Source organism: Flavobacterium sp. UBA2787 (assembly GCA_002352205.1).
In the GTDB taxonomy this organism is placed as follows: Bacteria; Bacteroidota; Bacteroidia; order Flavobacteriales; family Flavobacteriaceae; genus Flavobacterium.
Genome location: DEHZ01000010.1, coordinates 609014 through 635103 on the forward strand (window position 1 = coordinate 609014; position 26090 = coordinate 635103).

Here is a 26090-nt window from a genome sequence, read left to right on the forward strand (position 1 = left end):
TAATAAAGTTAAAACAAGTATAACAATCAGTTTAGATTTTTTTCTAAGCTAAAAAAACAAACAAAAAATGTCAAAAGTAAAATTAGGAATTAACGGATTTGGAAGAATAGGAAGAATTGTTTTCAGAGAAACATTCAACAGAGATAATGTAGAAGTGGTTGCTATTAACGATTTATTAGATGTAGATCATTTAGCTTATTTACTAAAATATGATTCAGTACACGGTCGATTTGCCGGAAAAGTAGAAGTAAAAGACGGAAAACTTTTTGTAAACGATAAATATATTAGAGTTACAGCAGAACGCGATCCTAAATTAATTAAATGGGATGACAAAGATGTTGATGTTGAAATTGTTGCAGAATGTACAGGTATTTTCACCACATTAGCAACAGCACAGGCTCATATTGATGGTGGTGCAAAAAAAGTTGTTATTTCTGCTCCATCTGCCGATGCTCCGATGTTTGTTATGGGTGTGAACCACGAGAGTGCAACTGCTGCTGATACGATCGTTTCAAATGCATCTTGCACAACAAATTGTTTAGCTCCGTTAGCAAAAGTAATTCACGATAATTTCGGAATTGTTGAAGGTTTAATGACAACAATCCACGCTACAACAGCTACACAATTAACAGTTGACGGTCCTTCACGTAAAGATTTTCGTGGTGGTCGTTCCGCTTTACTAAACATGATACCATCTTCAACTGGTGCTGCAAAAGCGGTTGGAAAAGTAATTCCGGAATTAAACGGAAAATTAACAGGGATGTCGATGCGTGTTCCAACTGCCGATGTTTCTGCTGTAGATTTAACAGTAAAAGTAGCCAAAGAAACTTCGTATGAAGAAATTATGGCAGTTTTGAAAAAAGCTTCAGAAAATGAATTGAAAGGAATTTTAGGTTTCACAGAAGATGATGTTGTGTCTCAAGACTTCATTTCTGACCCAAGAACTTCCATAATTGATGCAAAAGCAGGAATTGGTTTAAATTCAACTTTCTTTAAATTAGTATCTTGGTATGATAACGAATACGGATATTCAAGCAAAATGATTGATTTATCTGTTCATATTGCAAAACTATAATTTTCATTAAAGTCCTGTTGTGTTCATTGCACAGCAGGACTTTTCTAACAAACAAACAACCTTATGAAAATATTAGTAGACAGCGGTTCAACCAAAGCCGATTGGATTGCAATTGATGATAACGGTAAAGTTCAATTTACCACACAATCTTTAGGTTTAAATCCGGAAGTGTTGGATAAAGAAGAAATAATCAGTCGTTTAGAGGACAAGTTCGATATTTCTCAAAATAAAGATAAAGTAAAACAATTGTTCTTTTACGGAGCAGGATGTGGCACCGATAGAATGAAACTTTTTTTAAAAGAGATTTTTCAAAACTATTTCAAAAATGCAGAAGTAGATGTTCAAGAAGATACTTATGCAGCGGTTTATGCCACCACTCCAAAAGGGGAACAAGCTATCGTTTGTATATTAGGAACCGGTTCAAACTGCAGTTTTTTTGATGGCAAAGTATTACACCAAAAAGTACAATCGTTAGGTTATATTGCCATGGATGACGGATCCGGAAATCGTTTTGGAAGACATTTATTAAGAGGATATTATTTTAATAAAATGCCCAAAGAATTAGCCAAAGAATTTGAAAAAGAATTTAATCTTGATGCCGATTATATAAAAGAAAATCTATACAAAGAGCCAAATCCGAATGCTTACTTGGCCACCTTAGCAAAATTTATAATCAAGCATAAAGACAATGAATTTTGTAAAAAAATAATTAAAAGTGAATTGAAAAAGTTTACCAAAAATTATATCATGCAATATGATAATTGCAGAGACGTTTATGTGCATTTCGTAGGTTCAATTGCTTTTTATTTAAAAGATGAATTAGAAGAAATATTGAATAAATACGACATTAAAATCGGAAATGTTCTAAGAAGACCAATCGATGGTTTGATCGCATATCACGTTTTAAACAAATAGATTTTGGATTTATTTTTTACAAGAGAAAAATCATGGTTTTAATCCAATTATGATTTTTCTCTTTTTTTATTCAATAAATTTTAAATATCTTTAATTACATTTTTTACTTATAAACATGGAAATAGCAATAATAGCTCACGACGGAAAAAAAGCAGACATGGTTCAGTTTTTAAATAAAAATAAAACCATTTTACTTCATGAAAATATTAAACTAATTGCAACAGGAACTACCGGAAGTAAAGCTGAAAATGCCGGTTTCAAAGTAAAAAAAATGCTTTCCGGTCCACAAGGAGGCGATGCTCAAATTGCAGGAAGAGTTGCAGAGGGAAAAACAAAAATGGTGCTTTTTTTCAAAGATCCATTATCCAGTCATCCACATGAACCCGATGTAAATATGCTAATTCGTATTTGCGATGTGCATAATATTCCCTTAGCAACCAATGAAGCTACAGCCCAATTATTGTTAAATGGTTTGTTGGTCGATTAATCAATGACCGATAACAGATAACAGACAACCGATATTTATTAGGAGCGAATGGTTCGGGCATTTTCAGCCATCCATTTTCCCGCTTTCCGTTCCAATTTTTTGTTCACGAGCAAAGCTCGCCAACAAAAAGATTTCCACTTCAATCGGGGCTAAAAAGTAAGCAGAACGCTTACTTGGAGAAGTAGTTATCAGTAAACAGTCATCAGTTACTAGTCAACAGACAACAGACAACAGACAACGGAAAACTACTTAACCGCCACCATCGAAATCTCCACATTCACACCTTTTGGTAATCCCGCCACTTGAACAGTTTCTCTTGCCGGTGCTGATTTTTCATCAAAATAACTTCCGTAAACACCATTTATTTTGGCAAAGTCGTTCATGTCCATAATGAAAATAGTAGTTTTAATGACATTGTCAAAAGTCATATCAGCAGCTTCTAAAACTGCTTTCATATTTTCCATTACTTGTTTGGTCTCGGTTTCAATATTATCCAAAACTAAATCACTGGTTTTTGGATTAATTGCAATTTGACCTGAAGTATATAATGTATTTCCAACTAAAACGGCCTGATTGTAAGGACCAATAGGAGCAGGGGCTTTGTCGGTAAAAATGATTTTTTTCATAATGAAGTTTATTTTAAGTAAAGATTATCTCAACTGTCTGTCCGGTAATGCACGCTTATCCCATTTGATATCACTCAACACAGATGATTTGATTCCAATAAAAAATCCCCAAGAAGCAAAATCCCCAAAAGGAGCCCAGTTAAAATCCATTCGCCAACTCAACAAATCTCTCTCAAAACGAAGTTGTGTAAACGTAACTCCTTTTTGAACAAAATCATAACCGGAAGAAACTCCCATTTTCCATCGAGGTGTAATGTCAAGGTTTCCGGAAATCATAACTGAATTTCCTGTTATTTGTTTTTCTCTATTATTGTTCCCGTAGGTCAACGAATAAGCAAACGTTAGATCCCAAGGTAGTTTGGCATTAAAAAATTCAGCCGGTTTATCTTTATCATCATCAATTTCATCATCGTTAAACTGACTTTGTCGTCGATCACTTAAATCGGTATTCGTACCAAATAAATCATCTTCTCGACCACCGTTTCTTGCACCTTGAGAGTTTTCGTTGTTTTTCTTGTTGCCTTGACTCGAAAGGGAATAATTAATAGTCATATTGGCACTTGTCATTCGGAATAAACTTCCACCATTATCAATATTCCATGTATTTATTCTTCTGCCGGCAGCATTAATTGCATAAGGATCTAAAGTTGCTCCAAAATTCACATTCATTTTATTTTCAAACAAAGCCGTTCCGCCACTCATTCGGACCGGAGCCCAACGTAAAGAGTCGGCAGCCATGTTATAACTTGTCGAAAAATTCAATTGGTTCAAAAGCATAACTTTCTTAGGTTCTGTTTTTGTACTGTCTTTATCGGTCATTTTGGCTTCAAACGTATTACTAAGGTTAAACCCCAAGTTATTTGCATAGTTATTACTAGGTGAACCAAAAATTCCACTTTCAAAACGAGTATATTCAGCCATTCTTCCGCTGCCATCCATGGCATAAGTGTCATAATATTGTTCAAAACTGGGAGTATAACTGTGTGAAAGGGAAGGTCTCATCACATGACGAATGGCTTGAATTTTTTTAGTTTCTCCAAAATTAAATGTTCCGTAAATAGTTGTTCCAACGCTCGAAGAAAAGGAGTAAGTTCTAAATGCATCAAAACCATTTACATCTTCGGTAACCACATCATTTAAATCAGAATCAAATCTTCTGTTAATCGTTTTTAAATACCAAACTTCATTATAATTAGCACTTGTTGATACACTAAAATATTTAAAAATTTTAAAGTTAGTGCTTAACGGAATAGAATGTTGAAAGCCGGTATTTGCATCTCTAAACATCTCTGGTTTAAAAAACAAAGAATCGGTAGTTGAAATTCTGTTTTCTCCTCTCAAATTATATTGGAAGTTGATGTTTTTAAAGAAGCCTTTTTTAGCCCCGTCTTTTGGAGCAAATGGAAATATTCGATCAACACTTACTTGCAAAGTTGGCAAAGTCATATTAATTTCCTGAGTTCTGGAGTTTTGATTGTGTGTGGCTGTAAGCGACATGTTTACTTGTGGCACAGAATTAAAAGTTTTAGAATAGGAAATCGATGAGCTTAAGTTATTATTCAAAGTAGAACCGATATTAACTTGATTTAGAGATTGTTGAAAGAAAGTGCTACTTCCCAAATTCACCGATGCAGAAAAACGTGAAGTTGGATTTGATTTTCCATCTTGCGTATGCGACCATTGAATATTGTAAATTTTTGACTTACTATAATCAGGAAAACCACGTTCACTCTGAATGAGGTTTTCAAAGCGAATATTAAAATTACCTCTGAACTTATACATCCAAGCATAAGAAGATTCAAATCGAAGTGCCCAACTACCATTGGTGTAATAATCGCCCATAATCGCCAAATCATAATGATCACTCAATGCTAAATAATATCCACCGTTTTGTAATGAATAACCTTGTCTTCTGGTGTCTTGAAACGTTGGTATTATTAAACCGGATTGGCTAGTATCAGTCATTGGAAAAAAAGCAAACGGAATTGCAATTGGTGTAGGAACATCAGCAATCACCATATTGGTTAATCCGGTAACAACTTTTTGTCCGGGAACCAATTTAATTTTATTGGTTTGAAAATAATACTCAGGATTTTCAATGTCTTTAGAAGTTGTAAACCGAGCTTTCTTTAAAAAATAGACAGAATCATTTTCTTTTTTGGTAATTTCAGCTTTTACACGAAACTCACCTTGATCAGTTCTGGAATTCCAAATTAATGCTTTTTGTGTTTTTGTGTTATAGCGAATTGAATCAGGTTCTACAACATTTGAGCCTTGTTTAAAAACAGGTAACTGAGTATATGTTCCAGTAGAATCTTTAATACGACCTGCATAAACTTCGTCATTTTCATAATTCATTATAATAATTCCGGCCTTTAATTCAATGTCTTGATAATAAAGTTCAGCTTGGTTGTATAAAGTTATGAGTTTGTTTTTTTGGTCAATTTTAGCATAATCTACAGAAGTGTATCTGATTTTACCATCTAAAAGTGATTTTTTTTCCAACTTGGGAAGACTATCTTTTTTTATAGTATCATTCGCTTCTGTAAAACTTTCTTTGTTGATAATCAGACTATCATTTGCTTTTTCCGCCTCAATTCGCAAAGATTTATTTGGCAAATCCTGTCCGTAATTTTTTTGAATTCCGATTGTTAGGAAAAATGCTGATAAAACGATATTAAATAAGTTTGTACGCAAAGGTTTTAATGCTATTTTTGTAAAATTATGGCTTGATTTTTGGAGTGCCAAACTTACATATTAATTTTGGTCAAAAATAAGTAAATAATAAAATTTAAAACGTAGAGTTTTAATTAAAATTAACTTTTAAAAAAATGTACACCCTAAATAGATTCAAATTACTCGGCTTTTTCCTCATTTTACTTTCCGTAAGTTCAATGTTTGCACAATCTAACAACAAATTTAAAGTTGTTTTAGATGCAGGACATGGAGGAAAAGATTTAGGAGCAAACTATTATGGCTTTATTGAAAAAAATATTGCCTTAGCTGTTGCACTAAAAGTTGGCAAACAATTGGAAAAATATCCTGATATTCAAGTGATTTACACCAGAAAGACAGATGTTTTTGTTGAGTTGATTGAGCGTGCAAGAATAGCAAATCGTGCCAATGCCAATATGTTTTTATCCATTCACTGTAATGCAGCTCCAAAAGGTCAAGCTTATGGAACCGAAACCTTTGTAATGGGTTTAACCAAAAATGCTTCCAACCTTGAAGTTGCTAAAAAAGAGAATGCCGTAATTACATTAGAAAGTGATTATAAGATGAAATATGAAGGATATGATCCTAAATCACCGGAAAGTGTAATCGGAATAACGCTTTTACAGGAAGAATATTTAGATCAAAGTATTACAGTTGCAACTAAAATTCAAAATGAATACACCAATAAATTAGAAAGAAAGAACAGAGGAGTTAAACAAGGTCCATTTTTAGTTTTGAATCAAACTGCGATGCCAAGTGTTCTAACCGAACTAGGCTTTTTGTCTTATAAACCGGAAGGAGCCTACCTGAATTCTGAAAAAGGTCAAGATGAATTGGCAAAAGGTATTGCCGATGCTATTTTATCTTACAAAAAAGAATATTATGGAAGCTCAACGCAAATGATTGAAGAAAAACCGGAGAAAACAAGTGCAGAAATTCCAGATGTTCAAGATGTTCCTAAACCAAAAGATGAACCAAAAGTTGTTGAAAATAAACCTGTGGATGCTAAAGGAGTTGTATTTAAAGTTCAGATTTCGGCAAGTGGTAAAAAATTGGAATTATTGCCCAAAAATTTTAAAGGTTTAGATCCAACATCATTTATTGAAGAAAATGGTTTGTATAAATATTTTTACGCCCAAACATCAAATTATGAAGAAGCAAAGCGAAACCTTGCTGAGGCAAAAAGTAAGGGGTATGACTCCGCTTTTATCGTTCCTTTTAAAAATGGAAAAAAAATATCTATTCAAGAAGCTTTAAAACAATAAAGTTAATTTAGTTTTATAAATTTGTACAAAATCACTATCCATTGAAATTATCAAGAGAAATTAAAACAGCAATATTAGTTATATCGGCCATATTATTATTTATATGGGGTTATAGCTTTTTGAAAGGAACGGATATTTTATCCAAACATAAAACCGTTTTTGTGCTTTATGATGATGTTGAAGGTCTTATGGCTTCTGCTCCAGTGACGATAAACGGACTTACGATTGGTAAAGTGAAATCAATTAATTTTTTAGATGACTCAGGAAAATTAAAAGTTGAATTACAAATTGATACCGATTTTAAAATATCAAAAACAAGTGAAGCTAGAATATATGAGCCGGGATTAATTGGTGGAAAACAAGTTCAAATTGTTCCGGATTTAAAAAATAGTAACTTAGTGCAAGATGGAGATTTTCTAAGAGGTGGAGTAAAACCCGGTTTAACTGATTTAGTGTCAGAACGATTAACACCTTTACAGGAAAAAATCGAAAAAGCGATGTTGAGTGCCGATGGAGTTTTAATGAATATCAATGATGTGTTGGATGAAAAAGCAAAAAAAGATCTAAGAAACAGTTTTGCCGAATTAAATAAAACACTCTCAGCTTTGAGTGAAGCATCAAATTCTACCAATGAAATTTTAAACACTAATAAAGGTAAGCTGAATAATGTGGTTTCCAACTTCGAAAAAGTTTCAGTCAATTTCGAAAAACTTTCTGATTCATTAGCACAAACAAATTTGAAACAAACGGTTGAGAATTTAGAAAAAACATTAGCAAACGTCGATAAAATAATAGCTAATTTAGAATCAGGAAACGGAACAATGGGCAAGTTATTGAAAGATGATAAAATGTACACTAACTTTACTAAAGCTTCAAAAGAATTAGAACTTTTATTGGAAGACTTACGTTTAAATCCAACCCGATATATTAATGTTTCTGTTTTTGGAAAGAAAAATAAACCGTATGTAGCTCCAACGGAAACCGATTCAACTACTACCAAAAATTAACTTTTATGAGTTATTTAGATAATATATTATTTGCTATTATTTTAGGATTAGGATTTGGCTATTTTGCGATAAATGTCAAAAAGTTAATTCGTAATATTAAACTTGGACAAGACGTAAATCGTACAGATAATTCTGCCGAACGTTGGAAAAATATGGCAATGATTGCTCTTGGTCAATCAAAAATGGTAAAACGACCAATTGCAGGTATTCTGCATATTATTGTTTATGTTGGATTTATTATCATCAATTTAGAATTACTGGAAATCATCATTGATGGCCTTTTCGGAACACATCGTGCCTTTTCTTTTATGGGAGGATTTTATGATGTACTAATTGCTTCGTTTGAAATTTTGGCCGTTTTAGTCATTATTTCTGTGATTGCTTTTTGGATAAGAAGAAATGTTATCAAAATCAAACGATTTGTAAATTCAGATATGAAAGCGTGGCCAAAAAGTGATGCCAATTATATTTTATATTTTGAAATTGTGTTGATGTCGTTGTTTTTGATAATGAATGCATCTGATTATTGGTTACAACAAATGGATGTTAACCATTACGATGAAGCCGGAAGTTTCCCAATCAGTCAATTTATTGCACCTTTATTCAACGGTTTATCTGAAGGTGTAGTAATCATAATCGAGAGAACAGCTTGGTGGTTACACATTTGCGGTATTTTAGTGTTTTTAAATTACCTCTATTTTTCTAAACATTTACATATTTTACTAGCATTTCCAAACACATATTTCGCCAATTTGAACCCACAAGGAAAATTTGATAATTTGCAAAGTGTGACCAATGAAGTAAAATTAATGCTTGATCCATCTGCTGATCCTTTTGCAGCACCAGCAAATCCAGATGCTGCACCAGCCAAATTTGGAGCAAGTGATGTGCAAGATTTAGATTGGGTTCAATTGCTGAATGCCTACACGTGTACGGAATGTGGACGTTGTACTTCAGCTTGTCCCGCTAACCAAACCGGAAAAAAATTGTCTCCTCGTAAAATTATGATGGATACCAGAGATCGTTTGGAAGAAGTTGGTAAAAATATCGATTTAAACAAAGGCGTTTTTGTTCCTGATAATAAGTCATTATTAAACGACTACATCACTCCCGAAGAACTTTGGGCTTGTACATCGTGTAATGCTTGTGTGGAAGAATGTCCGGTAAATATTAGTCCATTATCAATCATTATGGATATGCGAAGATATTTGGTGATGGAACAAAGTGCTGCTCCAATGTCACTAAATGCAATGATGACAAATATTGAAAATAATGGTGCTCCTTGGCAATACAACCAAATGGATCGCTTGAACTGGAAAGACGAAAATTAAAATATAATCCAAACAAATTCCCATAAATGTGAGGCTTGGGAACGTGTTTAATGAATGTGAAACTAACCAAAAATTAAAAAATGAAAGCGGAAGACATTGAAAAGAAGTTGCAAACTGTCACTGAAAACGGACAACATCTAAGCCCAATTTTACCAGAGGGAATTAAGAATTATTTAATCGATATCGACGGAACAATCTGTGACGATATCCCGAACGAAGAACCGGAAAGAATGCTCACAGCCGAAGTGTATCCTGATGCATTAATCACATTGAATAAATGGTATGATGAAGGTCACATTATCTTCTTTTTTACATCAAGAACAGAAGCTCACCGAGAATATACAGAAACTTGGTTAAAAAAACACGGCTTCAAATACCACGGAATGGTGATGGGAAAACCAAGAGGAGGAAACTATCATTGGATTGATAATCACTTAGTGAAAGCAACCCGATACAGAGGAAAGTTTACCGATTTAGTTGAAAAAGAAGTTACGATTCAAGTTTTTGATGACGAACACCATGAATAAAAACGATTTTTAGATAGTTAGATTTTTGGATTATTAGACTTTTCGAACAATCTAAAAATCCAAAAATCTAATAATCGAACAATCCAACAATCTTAAAAAAAATGGCAGAAAATCTAACAGTGCCAACCATGGCAGAAATGATGGCTCAAGGCAAACAACCCGAAGTTTTATTTTGGGTAGGTTGTGCAGGGAGTTTTGATGACAGAGCAAAAAAAATAACAAAAGCATTCGTCAAGATTTTAAATCGTGCCAATGTTCCTTTTGCGGTTTTGGGTACAGAAGAAAGTTGTACCGGAGATCCAGCCAAAAGAGCCGGAAACGAATTTTTGTTTCAAATGCAAGCCATGATGAACATTCAGGTGATGAATGCGTATGAAGTAAAAAAGATTGTAACTGCTTGTCCGCATTGTTTCAATACCATTAAAAACGAGTATCCTGAGTTGGGTGGCTTGTATGAAGTAATGCATCACACCCAATTTCTAAAATCATTGTTAGATGACGGCAGATTAACCATTGAAGGCGGTCAATTCAAAGGAAAAAGAATTACATTTCACGATCCTTGTTATTTAGGAAGAGCCAATAATGTCTATGAAGCTCCACGAGATTTAATTCAAAAATTAGATGTTGAATTGATTGAAATGAAACGTTCCCGTGCCAACGGTTTATGTTGTGGAGCAGGTGGAGCTCAAATGTTTAAAGATGCCGAACCCGGAAACAAAGAAGTAAACATCGAACGAACCGAAGATGCATTAGAAACAAAACCCGATATCATAGCAGCCGGTTGTCCATTTTGTAATACAATGATGACCGATGGAGTTAAAAACAAAGAAAAAGAAGCATCGATAAAAGTTATGGATGTGGCAGAATTGATTGCAAACGCACAAGATTTATAAAATTAGGTAAAAGGTTATTGGTAATCGGTAAAAGGAAATAGTTCTAAAACCCATTACCAATTACTAGTCACCCAAAACCCTAAAAAAATGTATATCCCTTTTGAAAATCTTCCCGAAGAATCCAGAATTTGGATTTATCAGTCTAACCGAAAATTTTCGGATGAAGAAGTTGCCGAAATAGAAAATGATCTTCAAACTTTTGTAGAAGATTGGGTCGCTCACGGAACTTCTTTAGAAGCTTCCTTCATCACAAAATATAATCGTTTTATAATTCTTGCTGTGAATCAGGATGTGCAGCAAGCCACCGGATGCTCTATTGACAAATCAGTTGAGTTTATTCAATCATTGGAACAAAAATACAAAGTAGATTTGTTGGATAAAATGAATGTAACCTACAAACAAGGTGAATTTCTCACGCACAAATCGCTCTTGGATTTTAAACGAATGGCCAAAGAAAAAGCAGTCTCTCCTAACACAATAGTTTTTAATAATCTCGTTAATACTATTGAAGAATGGAAAGAAAGTTGGGAAGTTCCCGCAGAAGACAGTTGGCATAGCCGATTCTTCTAAAAACTTTTGATAGTTTAATTAAATTTCCTTTACTTTATTATTTGTTGTTGGTTTTAAGTCTATTTTATGATAGAACTTTAAACCTAGGCATCAAATTTGATATTTATCAAAAGAGAAAATCATTTTCATGAAATCTAAATTTGTTCGAATCATTCCGTTATTACTTATTCTGATTGTTGTTGTCAATTGTGCAACCAACAAAGTCAGACAAAAAACAGTAGTAAAAACTGAACATGATTCTATCAAAACAAATTCAGTTAAACCAATAAAAAAAGAAATTCCGCAGTTTGATTATACTTCAACTACAACTTTTGAAAAAAAATGGGTAGATAGTGTTTATAATTCACTTTCTATTGAAGAAAGAATCGGTCAACTTTTTATGGTGGCAGCCTATTCTAACAAAGATTCGGCTCATATAAAATCATTAGATAAATTAATTACTGAACAAAAAATTGGAGGATTAATTTTCTTTCAAGGCGGACCTGTGCGTCAAGCTCAAATGACAAATCGTTTCCAGAAATTATCTAAAACACCTTTGTTTATTGGAATTGATGCGGAATGGGGTTTGAGTATGCGACTCGATTCTGTCAATCGTTTTCCTTGGAATATGACGTTGGGAGCTGTTCAGGATTTAAAATTAATTGAAGAAACCGGCAAACAAATGGCTCTTCAATCCAAACGAATTGGTGTTCATTTTAATTTTGCACCCGTATTAGACATCAATACAAATCCAAAAAATCCCATCATTGGAAATCGGTCTTTTGGTGAAGATAAAGAAAAAGTTTCCGACCGAGCATTAGCGTTGATGACTGGTTTACAAAGTAATGGGGTTTTTGCAACGGGAAAACATTTTCCGGGTCACGGAGCAACTTCAACCGATTCGCATTATACTTTACCGGTTGTAAATTTTACACAAGAACATATTCGCAATATCGAATTATATCCCTATAAAAAACTGATTAATAAAGGATTAGCTAGTGTTATGGTCGCTCATTTAGAAGTGCCAAGTTTTGAAAGTCGTAAAGGTTATCCTTCGTCAATTTCCTATCCAATTGTAACCGATTTGTTGAAAGAAGAATTAAATTTTAAAGGATTAATTTTTACAGATGCTCTTAATATGAAAGGAGCAAGTAACTTCAAAAGTCCGGGAGATATTGATTTAGCTGCGTTTTTGGCCGGAAATGATATTCTTTTATTTCCTGAAAATGTTCCTGTAGCTATTCGAAAGATCAAAGAAGCCTATGAATTATCAACAATAACAGAAGAACGATTGGCTCATTCTGTTAAAAAGATTTTGAATTATAAATACAAAGCCGGATTAAATAAAGTTAAACCGATTGATTTGACTAATTTATCAAATGATATTAATTCTGCTGAAGATGAAGCTCTACAATATAAATTGTATGAAAATATTATTACTGTTATAAAAAATAAACTTTCTATTATACCTATTAAGGAGTTGGAAAAAGAAAAAATTGCTTATGTAAAATTTGGTGACGATTCGCATGAAATATTTCTTGAAACATTAAAAAAATATGCGGATGTAACAGAAGTTTCAAATGAAAATCTAGATTCTCTCAATGCACAATTAGAAGAATATAACAAAGTTATTATTGGTTTTCACAAAGCTGACGGAGCTTGGAAAAAACACGATTTTACAGAAAAGGAAATTTTATGGATTTCCGAAATCGCAAAACGTAAAAAAGTTATTTTAAATTGTTTCGTAAAGCCGTATGCATTAAGTTCCATTCCGACTTTTGAAAATATTGATGGAGTTATTGTTTCCTATCAAAACAGTGAAATTGCTCAAAATGTTTCTGCACAGCTCATTTTTGGAGCAGTAGAAGCCAAAGGAAAATTACCTGTAACTATAAATGATGAATTTAAGGTGAATCATGGTTTATCAACAAAAAAAGTAGATAGATTGGGATTCACTCATCCTTCTAATGTTAATATGAATCCGTTTATGTTAACAAAAATCGATTTGATTATGCAAAAAGCAATCAATGAAAAAATGACTCCAGGTGGACAAATTTTGGTGGCTAGAAAAGGAAAAGTAATTTATCAAAAAGCATTCGGTCATCATTCGTATGACAATCAAGTTGAAGTAAAAAATTCAGATATTTATGATGTTGCGTCATTAACGAAAATTGTTTCAACGTTGCCAAATGTGATGCAATTGTATGATAAAGAAAAAATAACTTTAGATTCAAAATTAGGCGAAATGCTTCCGGTTTTCAAAGGAACGGATAAAGAAAATATCAACTTTAAAGATTTACTTTCGCATTATGCTCGTTTGCAGGCGTGGATTCCTTTTTATAAGAAAACATTAGATTCAAATAATAAACCTTCTGAAAAATATTATAGAAAATCGTACAGCAAAGATTTTCCTTTTCAAGTTGCAGAAAATTTATATTTGAGAAAAGATTATCAGGATACTATTTTATCAATTGTGGCGAACAGTAAATTATTACCTAAAAAAGAATATAAATACAGCGATTTCACGTTTATTATTCTAAAAAATTATATCGAAAGAGCCACCGGAAAATCATTAGATGAACTGAGTGAAAAGAATTTTTATTCCAAAATTGGAGCAAGTAACACACTTTACAATCCTTTGCAAAAGTTTGATATGAGTATAATTCCGCCAACCGAAGTAGATAATTATTACCGTTACAAAACCATTCAAGGCTATGTGCACGATATGACAGCGGCCATGGAAGGTGGAGTAGGAGGTCATGCCGGAATTTTCTCGAATTCGATGGATATGGCTAAAATTATGCAACTTTATTTGCAAAAAGGAAGTTATGGCGGTCAACGATTCTTTAGTGAGGAAACTTTTGATGTATTTAACACCTGTTATTATTGTCCTGAAGGAAATCGTCGCGGAATCGGTTTTGATAAACCACAACTAGGAAAATCCGGACCAACATGCGGTTGTGCTTCCATGACGAGTTTTGGACACACTGGATTCACCGGAACAATGGCTTGGGCAGATCCGGAACAAGAATTAGTGTATATCTTTTTATCCAATAGAACTTTTCCTAATTCAGAAAAAAATACACTTTCTCAACAAAATATCAGAGAAGATATTCAGCAAGTGATTTATGATGCGATAATTCATTAATTTTATATAAATTATTAGAATAATGACAGTGAAATATTTAATGACGAAACTTACTTTTATTATGTTTATAACTGTCAGTTCATACGGACAGAATAAAAATGAAGTATCAGATGGCAAAAAATCAACTTTAGAATTAATTCAGGGACATTGGATGCACGACAAAGACAGTTTGACATCAATACAAATAAACAATTATCAATGGTCTTTTAATTATGAAGAGCATAAAATTGATTCAGAAGACAATTACGAAATAACGATAACAAATCGATTGCCAGAGTTTGTAAAGGATGATGTTAAGACAGAATTTATTATTCTAAAGAGCAAAACAGATACTCTACACTATGAAATCTTAGGAATCACTGATACAACATTAAGCTTACTGTTTTATCCAGCAGGAAGACTTCATTTGTATAGACGTCAAAATAAAAAATGAGTTTACAATAAATTTTAAAATTTTTTTCAAAAAAATAAATCTACTGGAAACTATTAATTGGTTCTGAATGTATTTCGAATAATATCACTCGGAAAAACGACCATACTTTCGTGACCATTTTTTCCAACAGCGGCAACACCAAAATAGAAGTTGTCGATAACGATTCCTTTTAATTCAAAATTATCGACATTGACAACAAATCGACTGAATTCCCATTGCGGAGAAGTGGTGTTTCTCCAATAAATTTTATAACCCACAATCGTTTCATCATTCGATTTTTCCCAACGTAATTTTGTGTTGGGTTCAACAATTCCGCCAATTAGTACTTTGGTTGGAGCTGGCGGAGCCCAAGCTAAATTGGCCAAAACAACAGCATTCACGGCGGTTAATTTGGCTACGTAATCAAAGTTGACACCTTCCAAAACATCGCCATATGCAATTCCGTTTTCGGATCGTAGGTTTTGATGTTGACGATTATAATTTTCGTGAGCTTCCATTATTCTGATTCCGGCATAACCCAAATCATTAAACGGACGATGATGTCCACCACGACCAAAACGATCCAATCTGTAAATCATCATCGGATTCATTTCCGGCATATAAGTTTGAATTTGTTTGTGTGTATAACGTGCCAATTGACGCGAAATTCCATCTACTTCGCCACCATAAAATCTTCTTGAATTTCTTTCTTTTTCTGTTTCTGTGGGTGGAGTAGGTTCAGAGAAAATTCTAAAACTTCGGTTATCAATCACACCATCAACACCTTCGATGTTCCCAATCATATCATTATTCAAAACACCAATAATTTCCCAGTTATTTTTCTTTGCAAATTCGGCAAAACCTTTTCCGCCAAATAAACCTTGTTCTTCACCGGATAATCCCAAATATATGATACTATTTTCAAAACTATATTTTGATAAAACCCGAGCGGCTTCAATTGTTCCTGCCATTCCGGTTGCATTATCGTTGGCACCGGGAGCATCGCCTTCATAATCCATCGTATCGGAATTTCTTGAATCAATATCGCCTGTCATAATAATGTATCGATTGGGATATTTTGTTCCTTTTTGAATAGCAACTACATTTACAATCCAACTGTCTTTTGGGACGCGTTCGCCTACATTAGTTGTAACAAAATCTTTTTGATAAAACACTTGAATACAATTTTTGCATTCTTTGGAAATCGTTTCAAATTCCGATTTTATCCATCTGCGAGCAGCTCCAATTCCTCTTGTGTCTGAAATGGTATCACTAAATGTGTTACGAGTGCCAAAATTGGCGAGTGTAGTAATGTCTTTTTGCAATCGGTCTGCGGAAATTGATTCTATTATATCATAAATTCGACTGTCCGTTTGAGAAAAAGTAACGGTTGATAATAATAAAAGTAATGGAAGAAGATAAAATTTCATATCCTTTTCTTTCAAAGATACAAAATATGTATTTTTAAAAAGAAAAGGACAGAATAAATTGAATTGATATACTTATAGTTTGTGCATATTTGCCGCCAATGTTTCAATAAATTTTGAAATTGGTCCTTTGATCATCATCGCCATCATAGGATTAAATTCGCCATCAAAAACCAATTGAACTTCCGAATTATTTTCGGATAACGAATTGATATTTCCCGTTAATGTAAAAGGTAATTTATCGGAAGCAGCTCCTAAAATAACTTGGCTTGGAGCATTTTTTTCTTTCATATTTAATTTAATTTCTGGCATTCCTTTTAAACCAAAAATAAACGAATCTTCTCCGGTTACTTCAAATTTTGCAATGCTGTCGGGCATTAATTTTTCAAAATTGCGAACATCACTCAACGATTCAAATAAATATTGAGCTGATTTTTCTACAGTAACTTTTGGACTTTCTAAATTCATTTTTTTCTTTTATCGGTTGTCAGTTTTCGGTTGTCAGTTGTCTGCATTCTGTATTCTGTTACTCCTAAACTGGATTTCTATTTTCTTTTCTCTATTTTCTTTTTTTCTATTCTCTAATCTAAACTTCAACACCCCAAGTAGAAGGACTCACTCGCCATTCTTGCAAAGTGTGCTGTTCTTCTTCGGTAATGTATTTTTTTGATACAGCTAATTCTAATAAATTATCATAATTAGAAAGTGTATGTAATTCAACATTTGCATTTTTGAAGTTTTGAACAGAAACATCAAAACCATATGTGAAAATTGCCACCATACCTTTTACATTCGCTCCTGCTGCTTTTAACGCTTCAACTGCGAGCAAACTACTTCCGCCGGTGCTAATTAAATCTTCTACAACAACAACACTTTGACCTTTTTGCAAAAAACCTTCTATTTGATTTTGACGACCGTGTTTTTTTGGTTCCGGACGAACATAGACAAAAGGAAGTCCCATATACTCTGCAACAAGCATACCAATTCCGATTGCTCCAGTGGCAACTCCGGCAATTACGTCAGGTTTTCCGTACTGTTTTTCAATATTTTTAGAAAACTCTTCGCGGATGTAATTACGAATCGGTGGAAATGAGAGAGTTATCCGATTATCACAATAAATAGGTGATTTCCATCCTGAAGCCCATGTAAAAGGATTTTTAGGATTTAATTTAATTGCGTTTATTTGTAAAAGCAATTCGGATGTTTTTTTTGCTGTATCTTTATTAAAAATCATAGTACAAATGTATAAAGTTTTTGTGAACGACAAGCCACTTTTTTTGACAAATCAAATTCAAAAGGAAACTGATTTTCAGCTTTTTTTATTGGATAGCGTTGATATAAAGCAACTTATTATCAAAATCTTTAAAAATAAAGTTGATAAAGCTTTTTTGTATCATCCGGACGAAAAGGAAATTCTTAAAAAACTGAAGTCAAAAATTCCGGTGGAAAAAGCTGGCGGAGGTTTAGTTTTAAACGATAAGAATGAAGTTTTATTCATTTTTAGGAATAAAAAATGGGATTTACCCAAAGGCGGAATTGAAAAAGGTGAAGAAATTGAAGATACCGCCATTCGTGAAGTGGAAGAAGAAACCGGTGTGAAAGGATTAAAAATTACCAGAAAATTGAATAAAACCTACCATATTTTTAAACGAAATGGTCGTTATAAATTAAAAATCACGCATTGGTTTGAAATGAAAACCAGTTATTCCGGAAAAATGGTTGGTCAAGCCGATGAAGGAATTGAAAAAGTAGAATGGATCAAACAAGAAAATATTCCTGCTTGCTTGACTAATTCGTATGAAAATATTAAATTACTATTTGAAAAGGAACTGATTTAATTAGTTCAAAACACGGTAAACAGGATAGGTGAGGTGCGAGGACTCATAATAGTCTGAATTTTTATAAATCCAATCCAATTGAGCTGAACCATTATCTGCAAACGATTTGTCTTCTGCTTTTTTCATTTCAAATTTTTCTTTTAACGTTGGATTTTTTTTCAAAATTTCAACTGCCAAATCTTCAAAAACATAAGCAGAATAGCCTTCTTTTTGTTGTAAAATAGCATCAAAAAAATTCCAATTAAAAAATGAATCGGGTGCCTCGGGCTCTAACGTTTCCATCAAATATTTTACTGCAAATTGATTGGTTGGAATAAAATAATCTCCTTTTTTGAATACTATTTCTTCAATTGATTTATTTACAGTTGTGTTTGAATGCGTGTAATGTCCTTCGTAAGCAGATGTCGAAGTTTTATAATCCGCAATTTTATATTTTTCAACTTCAATCACTGTATCTTTTTCAAATTGAACCATTTCCACTTTATTCAATTTTAATAAATCAATCACATTCCACCACGATTTTGGAATTATGTATGCCGAAGGAATTTCAACTTGCTTATGAGATGTATAAAAATGATAGTACGGAATTTGCTTTTTAAAAGGTTTCTTTTGGTCGTAAAAAAGTCTATCCTTTCCAGATATTTCACTCTTTTTATAACCTGATTCAAAACCCAAAAAATCAATTTGTTCCACTTTGGTACTATCTATTTTCCATTGCAAAGTATAAAGAGATTTTGGTTTGAATTGAAGTTGATTTTTAGCTCTTAAATTTTTTATTTTCAAATAATTAGCATCAGTATGTGCGATGGTTTCCAACATAAATTCATAAGTAACTTTCACACGGTCTTCGTATTTTTTTAGCATATGCGTTTCCGGCATATAGCCAATGGTGTGAAAAAGTGAAGCATAACCGGTGGAATAACGTGGCAAATCCATCATTTGAGTGAAACCTTTTTCGGGAGTTGCACCATAAACGGTGACATACGGAATACTTTCAATCTTCTTCTTTAGTAATTGTGTTCTGATTTTTGGAGTCATTTCATCTTTTAAATAATTTCCTAAATCACTTCCAAGTTTTTGATGTTGTGTTTGAATATACGTCAAAACATATTGATAATCAGCTCCATTGCTCACGTGATTGTCAATAAATACATCCGGATTTACCAAATGAAAAATTTCAGCAAAACTTCTTGCATTTTTGGTGTCCGACTTAACAAAATCACGGTTCAAATCAAAATTTCTTTCATTTCCTCTAAAACCATACGATTCCGGTCCGTTTTGATTGGCTCTTGAATGGGAGTTTCGATTCAATGTTCCACCAATATTATAAAAAGGAATTACAGCTATAATTGTGTTTTTTGGAACAGTAATTTTCCCTAAAACTAAATCACGAAGCAAAAGCATTGTGGCATCAACACCATCTGGTTCGCCGGGATGAATGTTGTTGTTGATTAATAGTACGGCTTTGTTTTGTTTTTTCTTTAAATTAAAATCTTTTTCTGGATTGAAAATGAGCAATTGAAGTGGTTCTCCGGAATCGGTTAGACCCATTTCCATCAATTTGATAGTTTCATGTTTTTGGGTTAATGAATTATAGAAATCAATCGCTTCTTGATACGTTGCTGTTTGGTTTTTATTTCCTATTTCGTAAGGAGTTAGAAATTGAGAAGAATTTTGACCAAATGAACCAAAAGAAATAAAAAGAAGGATAAATTTTATGAAACGCATAGCTAAATTTTTATGGTTTCAAATGTAAATAAACTTTTTTTAAGTAAATAGTCTATTCTTTATATTCCGCTATCTTTGCAAAATGTATAAAAATCCACATTCCAACAATTTACTATTGAACTTAGGCATTGAAAGCTTAAATGAAATGCAAGAAATAGCTCAAGAAACTATTTTAAATGATGCCAATGTTTTGCTACTTTCGCCTACAGGTTCCGGAAAAACACTGGCATTTTTATTGCCGATTTTTCAATTGTTGCAACCTGAAATTAAAAGTGTTCAATGTTTAATTCTAGTTCCTTCACGCGAATTAGGTTTGCAAATTGAGCAAGTTTGGAAAAAAATGGGAACCGATTACAAAGTAAATAGTTGTTATGGTGGTCATTTAATTGATACAGAAATTAAGAATCTATCCAATCCACCGGCAGTGTTAATTGGAACTCCCGGTAGAATTGCCGTTCATTTGGAACGTGATAAGTTTAAAGTAGGTGCCATTCAAACGTTAGTTTTAGACGAATTTGATAAATCCTTGCAATTGGGGTTTCATGAACAGATGAAGTTTATCATTTCGAAGTTAACAAAATTGAACAAACGTGTGCTGGTTTCGGCAACTTCGGATATCGAAATTCCAAAATATACTGGAGTTTTCCGTCCAACTGTTTTAGATTTTATTCCAACAGAAGAAGAAAATTCAAACCTTTCGTTTAAAATGGTTATTTCTAAGGAAAAGGATAAAATCAATTCGCTTTTTAAATTAATTTGTTCGTTAAAATCGCAATCGGCAATTGTTTTTTGCAACCATCGTGATGCAGCCGAACGAATCAGTGATACATTATGCGAAAAAGGAATATATGCCACCTATTATCACGGCGGTATGGATCAAGATGAGCGTGAACGTGCTTTGATTCAATTTAGAAACGGTAGCATGAGTTACTTAATCACCACCGATTTAGCCGCTCGTGGGTTGGACATTCCGGAAATGAAACACGTAATTCACTATCATCTGCCATCAAAAGAAGATGAGTTTACACATAGAAACGGTCGTACTGCAAGGATGTTAGCTTCCGGTACGGCTTATATTATTGCTCATGAAAGTGAAAAAAAAATGGACTATTTAGATTATGGAATGTCTATTTTGAATGTTGAAAACGCAACAACTTTACCAAAACCGCCCGAATTTCAAACCATTTACATCAGTGGTGGAAAGAAAAATAAATTGAATAAAATTGATATTGTTGGTTTCTTTTCTCAAAAAGGAAAACTTGACAAAAGCGATTTAGGTCTAATTGAAGTAAAAGATTTTATTTCGTTTGCCGCCGTAAAATCGAAGAAAGTAAAAGAGTTTTTAGCCAATATCCGAGATGAAAAAATGAAAGGGAAAAAATTTAAAATCGAAATTGCAAGAAAAGTGATTAAGAAAGAGGAGGAATGAGTTTTCAGTCGCAGTCGTAGTTTTCAGTCTATGTGACTTGTAAACCGCAACTGCGACTGTAAACTATAATTTCACTGAATCCGGTACTAAAACGCTGTAATCACCTCCATTTCTGATTACATCACGAACAATACTTGAACTGATATAAGATGTATTTGAAGCAGTTAATAAAAATACCGTTTCAATTTTAGACAATTTTCGGTTGGTATGAGCGATTGCTTTTTCAAATTCAAAATCGGCTGGATTTCGTAATCCACGTAGAATAAATTCAGCTTTTTCTTTTTTACATAAATCGATTGTTAGTCCTTCATAAGTAATCACTCGGACTTTTGGAGAATCTTTAAAAGCATCTTCAATAAATTTTTTGCGATGCTCTAATGAGAACATGTATTTTTTTTCGGCATTCACGCCAATGGCAACAATCACTTCATCAAATAGTGAAATTCCACGTTTGATAATATCGAAATGGCCGTTGGTGATTGGGTCAAAGGAACCCGGGAAGATTGCTTTTTTCATAGTTTTTTTATTTAGCTAAAGCCAATTCAATTGCGTTGTCAAATAATTCTGTTAACGAAATTCCAGCTGCTCTAGCTTGTTGCGGCAAAATACTTTCGGTTGTCATTCCCGGAATGGTATTCATTTCTAACATATACGGTTCGTTGTTTACAATGATGAATTCACTTCGTGAAAATCCTTTCATTTTCAAAACTTCATACGCTCTTTTAGCCACGGTTTCCACTTTTAGATTTAATTCTTCGCTTATTCGAGCCGGCGTAATTTCTTGTGATTTTCCTAAATATTTGGCTTCATAATCAAAAAAATCATTTTCAGAAACGATTTCTGTAATTGGTAAAACAGTGACTTTTCCTTTATAATTTATAACTCCCACAGAAACTTCAACACCATCTAAAAAACTTTCGATGATGATTTCATTATCTTCTTTATAGGCATTTTCAATCGCCGGAAGTAATTCATTTTTAGTTTTAACTTTCGAAATTCCGAAACTTGAACCTGATTTATTTGGTTTTACAAAACAAGGTAAGCCAACCGTTTCAATAATTTTTTCAGCATTAATTTCATCACCTAAATTTAAGTAAAATGAAGTTGCCGTTTTTATTCCATAAGGTTTTAAAACCGATAGCAAATCTCTTTTATTAAACGTTAAAGCCGATTGATAATAGTCACAACTCGTTTGCGGAATTCCGAGCAATTCAAAATATGCCTGCATTAAACCATCTTCGCCAGGAGTACCGTGAATAGCATTAAAAACCACATCAAATGTTATTTTTTGACCATCTACTTCAATAGAAAAATCATTTTTATTAATTGGGAATTCTTCGTTTGATTCATTTACATAAACCCACTTCTCTTTAAAAATATGAATTTTAAACGGATTGTATTTTGTTTTATCTAAATACTGATAAACAACACCACCGCTAGTAAGCGAAATTTGATATTCGCTAGAATATCCACCCATAATAATGGCAACATTTTTCATTGAATTGCGTTTGTAAGTTTAGGTTTAAGTTAAACAAAATTATCATTTATTTATCGAAACAAAAAACGGTTTATAATTTTATATCTTTGCAACAAATAAAATAGGATGAGTTTAAGAAAATATCTTACGAGTAAAGTCTTTTTTCGACAAGTTTTAGTCGCTTTAGGAATTGTAGCAGTGTTAGCCTTCGTTTTTTTTAATATGCTTTCGTATATTACTAATCATGGTGAAGAAATTACTGTTCCCAATTTGAGCAAACTAAGTGTAGAACAAGCGGAAGAAAAACTGGAAAGTTTAGATTTGGATTATGTTTTGCTGGATACGTTGGATTTTAAAAAGGAATTTCCAAAATATGGCGTGGTTGAGCAAGATCCAAAGCCGGGTTCTAAAGTGAAAGCGAATCGTAAAGTTTATATTAAAATAAATTCTGATGGTTATGCGTATGTAACTTTACCTGATTTAATTGAAAAAACCTATCGTCAAGCTGAACCGACATTAAAATCGATTGGTTTGGAAGTGGGCACTATTACTTACAAACCTTATTTAGGAAAAGATATGGTTTTGGAAATGAAACACAAAGGTGCACCAGTGAAAGCCGGAACAAAAATTATGAAAACTTCAAAAATTGATTTGGTTTTGGGAGACGGAAAAATAGCCTTTGACGAAACAGAAATAGATAGTCTTATGCAACAAGAAGACTTAGAAAATACGGATGAATAACTTACCAACAGTAGAATTAGAATCGGACGACGAATTATTTGAACATCATCGCTTTGATGTCCCTAAAGGGCAATCAATGGTTCGGATAGATAAATACTTAATGCAAGTTGTAGAAAATACAACGCGAAATAAAATTCAACAAGCCGCAACTGCAGGAAATATTTTGGTTAATGATGTTCCTGTAAAATCAAATTACAAAGTAAAACCATTTGATGTTGTTCGCTATTTGATGGCACATCCTCCTTATGAATATTTGTTGGAACCCGAAGATATTCCTATCAATATTGTTTATGAAGATGAGCAATTGCTGATTGTTAACAAAGAAGCGGGTATGGTGGTTCATCCCGGTCACGGAAACTACAGCGGAACATTGGTAAATGCCTTGGCTTTTCATTTTGAAAATCTACCGATGAATAGTTCCGAACGTCCCGGATTGGTGCATCGAATTGATAAAAATACATCGGGATTATTGGTTATTGCAAAAACGGAATTTGCGATGTCTTATTTAGCAAAACAATTTGCAGATAAAACTTCGGAACGCGAATACATTGCTTTGGTTTGGGGAAATCCTACTGAAGACGAAGGAACAGTGGGCGGTTTTATTGGAAGACATCAAAAAGACCGAATGCAAATGGCTGTTTATGATACTGATGCTTTTGGAAAACCAGCTGTTACACATTATAAAGTGTTAGAACGATTGGGCTATGTAACGCTCGTTTCGTGTAAATTAGAAACCGGAAGAACGCATCAAATTCGTGCTCATATGAAACATATTGGTCATCCGTTGTTTAATGACGAACGATATGGTGGTCATCAAATTCTGAAAGGAACAACGTTTACAAAATATAAACAGTTTGTTGAAAATTGTTTTAAGATTCTACCACGACAAGCTCTGCATGCAAAAACTTTGGGATTTGAACATCCCACAACCAAAGAATTCATGCGATTTGATTCTGAAATTCCTCAAGATATGGTGGATTGTATTGAAAAATGGAGAAACTATTCAAAGTCAAATACGATTGAAGAAGAATAGAAATTAGTATAAATAAAAAAGCAGCAATTTCAATTATGATTTTGCTGCTTTTTATTTATAAAGTTATCTGATTAACCTCTTCTTGAAGAATTTGATGAACCTCTTGTTCCTGAGCTTTCAGATCTCGAAGAACTTCTTGTTGGAGCACTCATTTGGCTAGAAGAAGAAGAACGTGGAGCAGATTGAACCTTAGGAGCAGATGTGCTTCTTGGCGTATTCATTTGACTCGATGAAGAACGTGGTGTTGATTGCACTTTTGGTGCAGACGTGCTTCTTGGTGTACTCATTTGACTTGAAGAAGAACGTGGTGTTGATTGCACTTTTGGAACATTACTTGAACTTCCTGAATTATACATATTAGATCGTGGCGTGTTTCTTGGCGTTGAATTTACCGAACTTCCAACAGAAGAATTATTTCTCACTCGTGGAGTAGGATTTTCAAACGATGCCGAATTACTATTTCCATATTCAGAACTTCTCGTATTATTTCTTGGTGTACTCACAGTGTTTCTTGGCGTATTAATAGCCATGTCTTCAGAACGTGTTGAAGAGTTAGCTCTAGTTCTTGGTGTGCTTTGTGATGCAGTTGAACGAACCCCATTATTTCTTGTTCCGGTATATGAAGTTTCAGAAAGTTGATTATTTCTTGTGCTTCTCACAGATGCATTTGAATTATTTCCTTCATTTCTTGTGGATCTTGTTTGAGTTAATTCATATCTATTATTCACACCATTATTTCGGGTTGAAAACGAACGGGTTGGGTGCTGCACTTCATACGCATTAGATCTTCTGGTGTGATGCATTGCAATTGCTCTTGAACTTCTTCTATGATTTACATAGTGGCAAGTGTTATTTACATTCACATATACATTCACGTGATTTCTATATCTAAAGATTGGCCAAGGATTCCAAGCATAATAATAGGTTGGATAGTATCCCCAAGCCCATGGAGAATAGTATGGACGGTATGTTCTTACCCAAAACGTATTGAAAATGATTGGTCTGTGAATGTAAATTGGCTCATAAATATAGTTTGATCCATACATATAAATATCACCCACAACTTGCACTTGAACATTGTTGTTACGGTCTCTTTCAACTTCAACGGTTGCAACGTCTTGAAACATATCTCTCCCTAAAACAGATTGAACAATGATTAAATGTGTTCCGTTTTCCACTACTTCAATTACACGCAAATAATCAACTTGATTATCATTGTTTAAATCTAAATTAGAAATTGGATCTGAAGGATCATTTAATCTTCTTTCAAAATCTTCTAAATTTGATGCTTCACCAAAAATGTGGGCAACAGCTCTCAAATCTAAATTATCACTAATATCAATAGAATTTGCTCGCACAGTTGTTCTATCTTGGGCATTTATACTTGTCATCCCGACAAACAAAACACAGAGGGTTAATAATGTAGTTTTCATAACGTAGAGTATTTAAAGTTTATAGCAAAGTGAA

At 33.3% G+C, this 26090-nt stretch carries 24 protein-coding genes; 15 read left to right on the forward strand and 9 right to left on the reverse strand.

Features of this window, described 5'->3' with window-relative positions:
- Positions 1 to 67 precede the first annotated feature (67 nt).
- From gap to B4N66_RS09365, 3 genes are all read left to right on the forward strand, one after another.
- Positions 68 to 1075 carry a type I glyceraldehyde-3-phosphate dehydrogenase gene (gene gap, locus B4N66_RS09355; RefSeq protein ID WP_291094191.1) on the forward strand — a complete coding sequence of 336 codons (1008 nt, stop codon included), beginning with the start codon at positions 68 to 70 and terminating at the stop codon, positions 1073 to 1075.
- Between the two features lie 63 nt (positions 1076 to 1138).
- Positions 1139 to 1990, forward strand: a complete 852-nt coding sequence (locus tag B4N66_RS09360) for a BadF/BadG/BcrA/BcrD ATPase family protein (RefSeq protein WP_291094193.1) — start codon at positions 1139 to 1141, stop codon at positions 1988 to 1990.
- Between the two features lie 115 nt (positions 1991 to 2105).
- A complete protein-coding gene (locus B4N66_RS09365) occupies positions 2106 to 2477 on the forward strand; it encodes a methylglyoxal synthase (protein ID WP_291094194.1) in 372 nt (123 codons plus the stop codon).
- A gap of 245 nt (positions 2478 to 2722) precedes the next feature.
- Here B4N66_RS09365 and B4N66_RS09370 read toward each other — a convergent pair whose 3' ends face one another.
- Both B4N66_RS09370 and B4N66_RS09375 read right to left on the reverse strand, forming a co-directional pair.
- Complete coding sequence (locus tag B4N66_RS09370) at positions 2723 to 3103, reverse strand: RidA family protein (RefSeq protein WP_291094195.1); 381 nt, start codon at positions 3101 to 3103, stop codon at positions 2723 to 2725.
- Positions 3104 to 3127: 24 nt separating this feature from the next.
- Positions 3128 to 5800 carry a putative LPS assembly protein LptD gene (locus B4N66_RS09375; protein ID WP_414654114.1) on the reverse strand — a complete coding sequence of 891 codons (2673 nt, stop codon included), beginning with the start codon at positions 5798 to 5800 and terminating at the stop codon, positions 3128 to 3130.
- Positions 5801 to 5934: 134 nt separating this feature from the next.
- On the opposite strand from B4N66_RS09375, the gene B4N66_RS09380 reads away from it, so the two are divergent.
- The 8 genes from B4N66_RS09380 (at position 5935) to B4N66_RS09415 (ending at position 14971) form a co-directional block, all read left to right on the forward strand.
- Positions 5935 to 7083 carry an N-acetylmuramoyl-L-alanine amidase family protein gene (locus B4N66_RS09380; RefSeq protein WP_291094198.1) on the forward strand — a complete coding sequence of 383 codons (1149 nt, stop codon included), beginning with the start codon at positions 5935 to 5937 and terminating at the stop codon, positions 7081 to 7083.
- A 41-nt stretch (positions 7084 to 7124) separates the two neighbouring features.
- Positions 7125 to 8090: an MlaD family protein gene (locus B4N66_RS09385; protein WP_291094200.1), complete on the forward strand. Its 966-nt coding sequence runs from the start codon at positions 7125 to 7127 to the stop codon at positions 8088 to 8090.
- A gap of 5 nt (positions 8091 to 8095) precedes the next feature.
- Positions 8096 to 9421 carry a (Fe-S)-binding protein gene (locus B4N66_RS09390; RefSeq protein ID WP_291094202.1) on the forward strand — a complete coding sequence of 442 codons (1326 nt, stop codon included), beginning with the start codon at positions 8096 to 8098 and terminating at the stop codon, positions 9419 to 9421.
- 80 nt (positions 9422 to 9501) lie between these two features.
- A complete protein-coding gene (locus tag B4N66_RS09395; RefSeq protein WP_291094204.1) occupies positions 9502 to 9948 on the forward strand; it encodes an LNS2 domain-containing protein in 447 nt (148 codons plus the stop codon).
- Between the two features lie 101 nt (positions 9949 to 10049).
- Positions 10050 to 10841: a (Fe-S)-binding protein gene (locus B4N66_RS09400; protein ID WP_291094206.1), complete on the forward strand. Its 792-nt coding sequence runs from the start codon at positions 10050 to 10052 to the stop codon at positions 10839 to 10841.
- A gap of 87 nt (positions 10842 to 10928) precedes the next feature.
- A complete protein-coding gene (locus B4N66_RS09405) occupies positions 10929 to 11411 on the forward strand; it encodes an ABC transporter ATPase (protein ID WP_291094208.1) in 483 nt (160 codons plus the stop codon).
- A gap of 127 nt (positions 11412 to 11538) precedes the next feature.
- The gene (locus tag B4N66_RS09410; protein ID WP_291094210.1) at positions 11539 to 14538 is read left to right on the forward strand and encodes a glycoside hydrolase family 3 N-terminal domain-containing protein; all 3000 of its coding nucleotides are present in this window, start codon (positions 11539 to 11541) and stop codon (positions 14536 to 14538) included.
- Between the two features lie 22 nt (positions 14539 to 14560).
- Positions 14561 to 14971, forward strand: coding sequence for a hypothetical protein (locus B4N66_RS09415; protein WP_291094212.1), 411 nt, complete (start codon positions 14561 to 14563; stop codon positions 14969 to 14971).
- A 53-nt stretch (positions 14972 to 15024) separates the two neighbouring features.
- On the opposite strand, the gene B4N66_RS09420 is transcribed toward B4N66_RS09415, so the two are convergent.
- The 3 genes from B4N66_RS09420 to pyrE form a co-directional block, all read right to left on the reverse strand.
- The gene (locus B4N66_RS09420; RefSeq protein ID WP_291094213.1) at positions 15025 to 16380 is read right to left on the reverse strand and encodes a M28 family peptidase; all 1356 of its coding nucleotides are present in this window, start codon (positions 16378 to 16380) and stop codon (positions 15025 to 15027) included.
- A gap of 72 nt (positions 16381 to 16452) precedes the next feature.
- Positions 16453 to 16845, reverse strand: coding sequence for an SRPBCC family protein (locus B4N66_RS09425; protein ID WP_291094215.1), 393 nt, complete (start codon positions 16843 to 16845; stop codon positions 16453 to 16455).
- 118 nt (positions 16846 to 16963) lie between these two features.
- Positions 16964 to 17611 carry an orotate phosphoribosyltransferase gene (gene pyrE / locus B4N66_RS09430; RefSeq protein WP_291094216.1) on the reverse strand — a complete coding sequence of 216 codons (648 nt, stop codon included), beginning with the start codon at positions 17609 to 17611 and terminating at the stop codon, positions 16964 to 16966.
- A 7-nt stretch (positions 17612 to 17618) separates the two neighbouring features.
- Between pyrE and B4N66_RS09435 the strand changes: the two genes are divergently transcribed.
- Positions 17619 to 18215, forward strand: a complete 597-nt coding sequence (locus B4N66_RS09435; RefSeq protein WP_291094218.1) for an NUDIX hydrolase — start codon at positions 17619 to 17621, stop codon at positions 18213 to 18215.
- Here B4N66_RS09435 and B4N66_RS09440 read toward each other — a convergent pair whose 3' ends face one another.
- Positions 18216 to 19943 carry a M14 family metallopeptidase gene (locus B4N66_RS09440; protein ID WP_291094219.1) on the reverse strand — a complete coding sequence of 576 codons (1728 nt, stop codon included), beginning with the start codon at positions 19941 to 19943 and terminating at the stop codon, positions 18216 to 18218.
- An 82-nt stretch (positions 19944 to 20025) separates the two neighbouring features.
- On the opposite strand from B4N66_RS09440, the gene B4N66_RS09445 reads away from it, so the two are divergent.
- Positions 20026 to 21372, forward strand: a complete 1347-nt coding sequence (locus tag B4N66_RS09445; protein WP_291094221.1) for a DEAD/DEAH box helicase — start codon at positions 20026 to 20028, stop codon at positions 21370 to 21372.
- Positions 21373 to 21435: 63 nt separating this feature from the next.
- Here the strand turns inward: B4N66_RS09445 and coaD are convergent, their stop codons facing one another.
- Positions 21436 to 21888, reverse strand: coding sequence for a pantetheine-phosphate adenylyltransferase (gene coaD / locus B4N66_RS09450; RefSeq protein WP_291094222.1), 453 nt, complete (start codon positions 21886 to 21888; stop codon positions 21436 to 21438).
- A 7-nt stretch (positions 21889 to 21895) separates the two neighbouring features.
- Positions 21896 to 22870 carry a D-alanine--D-alanine ligase gene (locus B4N66_RS09455; protein ID WP_291094223.1) on the reverse strand — a complete coding sequence of 325 codons (975 nt, stop codon included), beginning with the start codon at positions 22868 to 22870 and terminating at the stop codon, positions 21896 to 21898.
- 105 nt (positions 22871 to 22975) lie between these two features.
- Here B4N66_RS09455 and B4N66_RS09460 point away from each other — a divergent pair, with 105 nt between their 5' ends.
- Positions 22976 to 23590 carry a PASTA domain-containing protein gene (locus B4N66_RS09460; RefSeq protein ID WP_291094224.1) on the forward strand — a complete coding sequence of 205 codons (615 nt, stop codon included), beginning with the start codon at positions 22976 to 22978 and terminating at the stop codon, positions 23588 to 23590.
- Positions 23583 to 24623 (forward strand): RluA family pseudouridine synthase, encoded by a 1041-nt coding sequence (locus B4N66_RS09465; RefSeq protein ID WP_291094225.1) that lies wholly within the window; start codon positions 23583 to 23585, stop codon positions 24621 to 24623. The genes B4N66_RS09460 and B4N66_RS09465 overlap by 8 nt, the downstream gene beginning before the upstream one ends.
- 71 nt (positions 24624 to 24694) lie before the next feature.
- Here the strand turns inward: B4N66_RS09465 and B4N66_RS09470 are convergent, their stop codons facing one another.
- Positions 24695 to 26056 (reverse strand): hypothetical protein, encoded by a 1362-nt coding sequence (locus B4N66_RS09470; protein ID WP_291094226.1) that lies wholly within the window; start codon positions 26054 to 26056, stop codon positions 24695 to 24697.
- Positions 26057 to 26090: the final 34 nt, after the last annotated feature.

What these genes read in the sequence shown, in the direction of transcription:
- gap (WP_291094191.1), top strand. Translation starts at nt 68, where the DNA reads ATGTCAAAAGTAAAATTAGGAATTAACGGATTTGGAAGAATAGGAAGA.
- B4N66_RS09420 (WP_291094213.1), bottom strand. Translation starts at nt 16,380, where the DNA reads ATGAAATTTTATCTTCTTCCATTACTTTTATTATTATCAACCGTTACT.
- B4N66_RS09370 (WP_291094195.1), bottom strand. Translation starts at nt 3,103, where the DNA reads ATGAAAAAAATCATTTTTACCGACAAAGCCCCTGCTCCTATTGGTCCT.
- B4N66_RS09435 (WP_291094218.1), top strand. Translation starts at nt 17,619, where the DNA reads ATGTATAAAGTTTTTGTGAACGACAAGCCACTTTTTTTGACAAATCAA.
- B4N66_RS09460 (WP_291094224.1), top strand. Translation starts at nt 22,976, where the DNA reads ATGAGTTTAAGAAAATATCTTACGAGTAAAGTCTTTTTTCGACAAGTT.
- B4N66_RS09425 (WP_291094215.1), bottom strand. Translation starts at nt 16,845, where the DNA reads ATGAATTTAGAAAGTCCAAAAGTTACTGTAGAAAAATCAGCTCAATAT.
- B4N66_RS09470 (WP_291094226.1), bottom strand. Translation starts at nt 26,056, where the DNA reads ATGAAAACTACATTATTAACCCTCTGTGTTTTGTTTGTCGGGATGACA.
- B4N66_RS09410 (WP_291094210.1), top strand. Translation starts at nt 11,539, where the DNA reads ATGAAATCTAAATTTGTTCGAATCATTCCGTTATTACTTATTCTGATT.
- B4N66_RS09445 (WP_291094221.1), top strand. Translation starts at nt 20,026, where the DNA reads ATGTATAAAAATCCACATTCCAACAATTTACTATTGAACTTAGGCATT.
- B4N66_RS09365 (WP_291094194.1), top strand. Translation starts at nt 2,106, where the DNA reads ATGGAAATAGCAATAATAGCTCACGACGGAAAAAAAGCAGACATGGTT.
- B4N66_RS09440 (WP_291094219.1), bottom strand. Translation starts at nt 19,943, where the DNA reads ATGCGTTTCATAAAATTTATCCTTCTTTTTATTTCTTTTGGTTCATTT.
- B4N66_RS09455 (WP_291094223.1), bottom strand. Translation starts at nt 22,870, where the DNA reads ATGAAAAATGTTGCCATTATTATGGGTGGATATTCTAGCGAATATCAA.
- B4N66_RS09405 (WP_291094208.1), top strand. Translation starts at nt 10,929, where the DNA reads ATGTATATCCCTTTTGAAAATCTTCCCGAAGAATCCAGAATTTGGATT.
- B4N66_RS09360 (WP_291094193.1), top strand. Translation starts at nt 1,139, where the DNA reads ATGAAAATATTAGTAGACAGCGGTTCAACCAAAGCCGATTGGATTGCA.
- B4N66_RS09395 (WP_291094204.1), top strand. Translation starts at nt 9,502, where the DNA reads ATGAAAGCGGAAGACATTGAAAAGAAGTTGCAAACTGTCACTGAAAAC.
- B4N66_RS09465 (WP_291094225.1), top strand. Translation starts at nt 23,583, where the DNA reads ATGAATAACTTACCAACAGTAGAATTAGAATCGGACGACGAATTATTT.
- B4N66_RS09380 (WP_291094198.1), top strand. Translation starts at nt 5,935, where the DNA reads ATGTACACCCTAAATAGATTCAAATTACTCGGCTTTTTCCTCATTTTA.
- B4N66_RS09400 (WP_291094206.1), top strand. Translation starts at nt 10,050, where the DNA reads ATGGCAGAAAATCTAACAGTGCCAACCATGGCAGAAATGATGGCTCAA.
- B4N66_RS09415 (WP_291094212.1), top strand. Translation starts at nt 14,561, where the DNA reads ATGACAGTGAAATATTTAATGACGAAACTTACTTTTATTATGTTTATA.
- pyrE (WP_291094216.1), bottom strand. Translation starts at nt 17,611, where the DNA reads ATGATTTTTAATAAAGATACAGCAAAAAAAACATCCGAATTGCTTTTA.
- coaD (WP_291094222.1), bottom strand. Translation starts at nt 21,888, where the DNA reads ATGAAAAAAGCAATCTTCCCGGGTTCCTTTGACCCAATCACCAACGGC.
- B4N66_RS09390 (WP_291094202.1), top strand. Translation starts at nt 8,096, where the DNA reads ATGAGTTATTTAGATAATATATTATTTGCTATTATTTTAGGATTAGGA.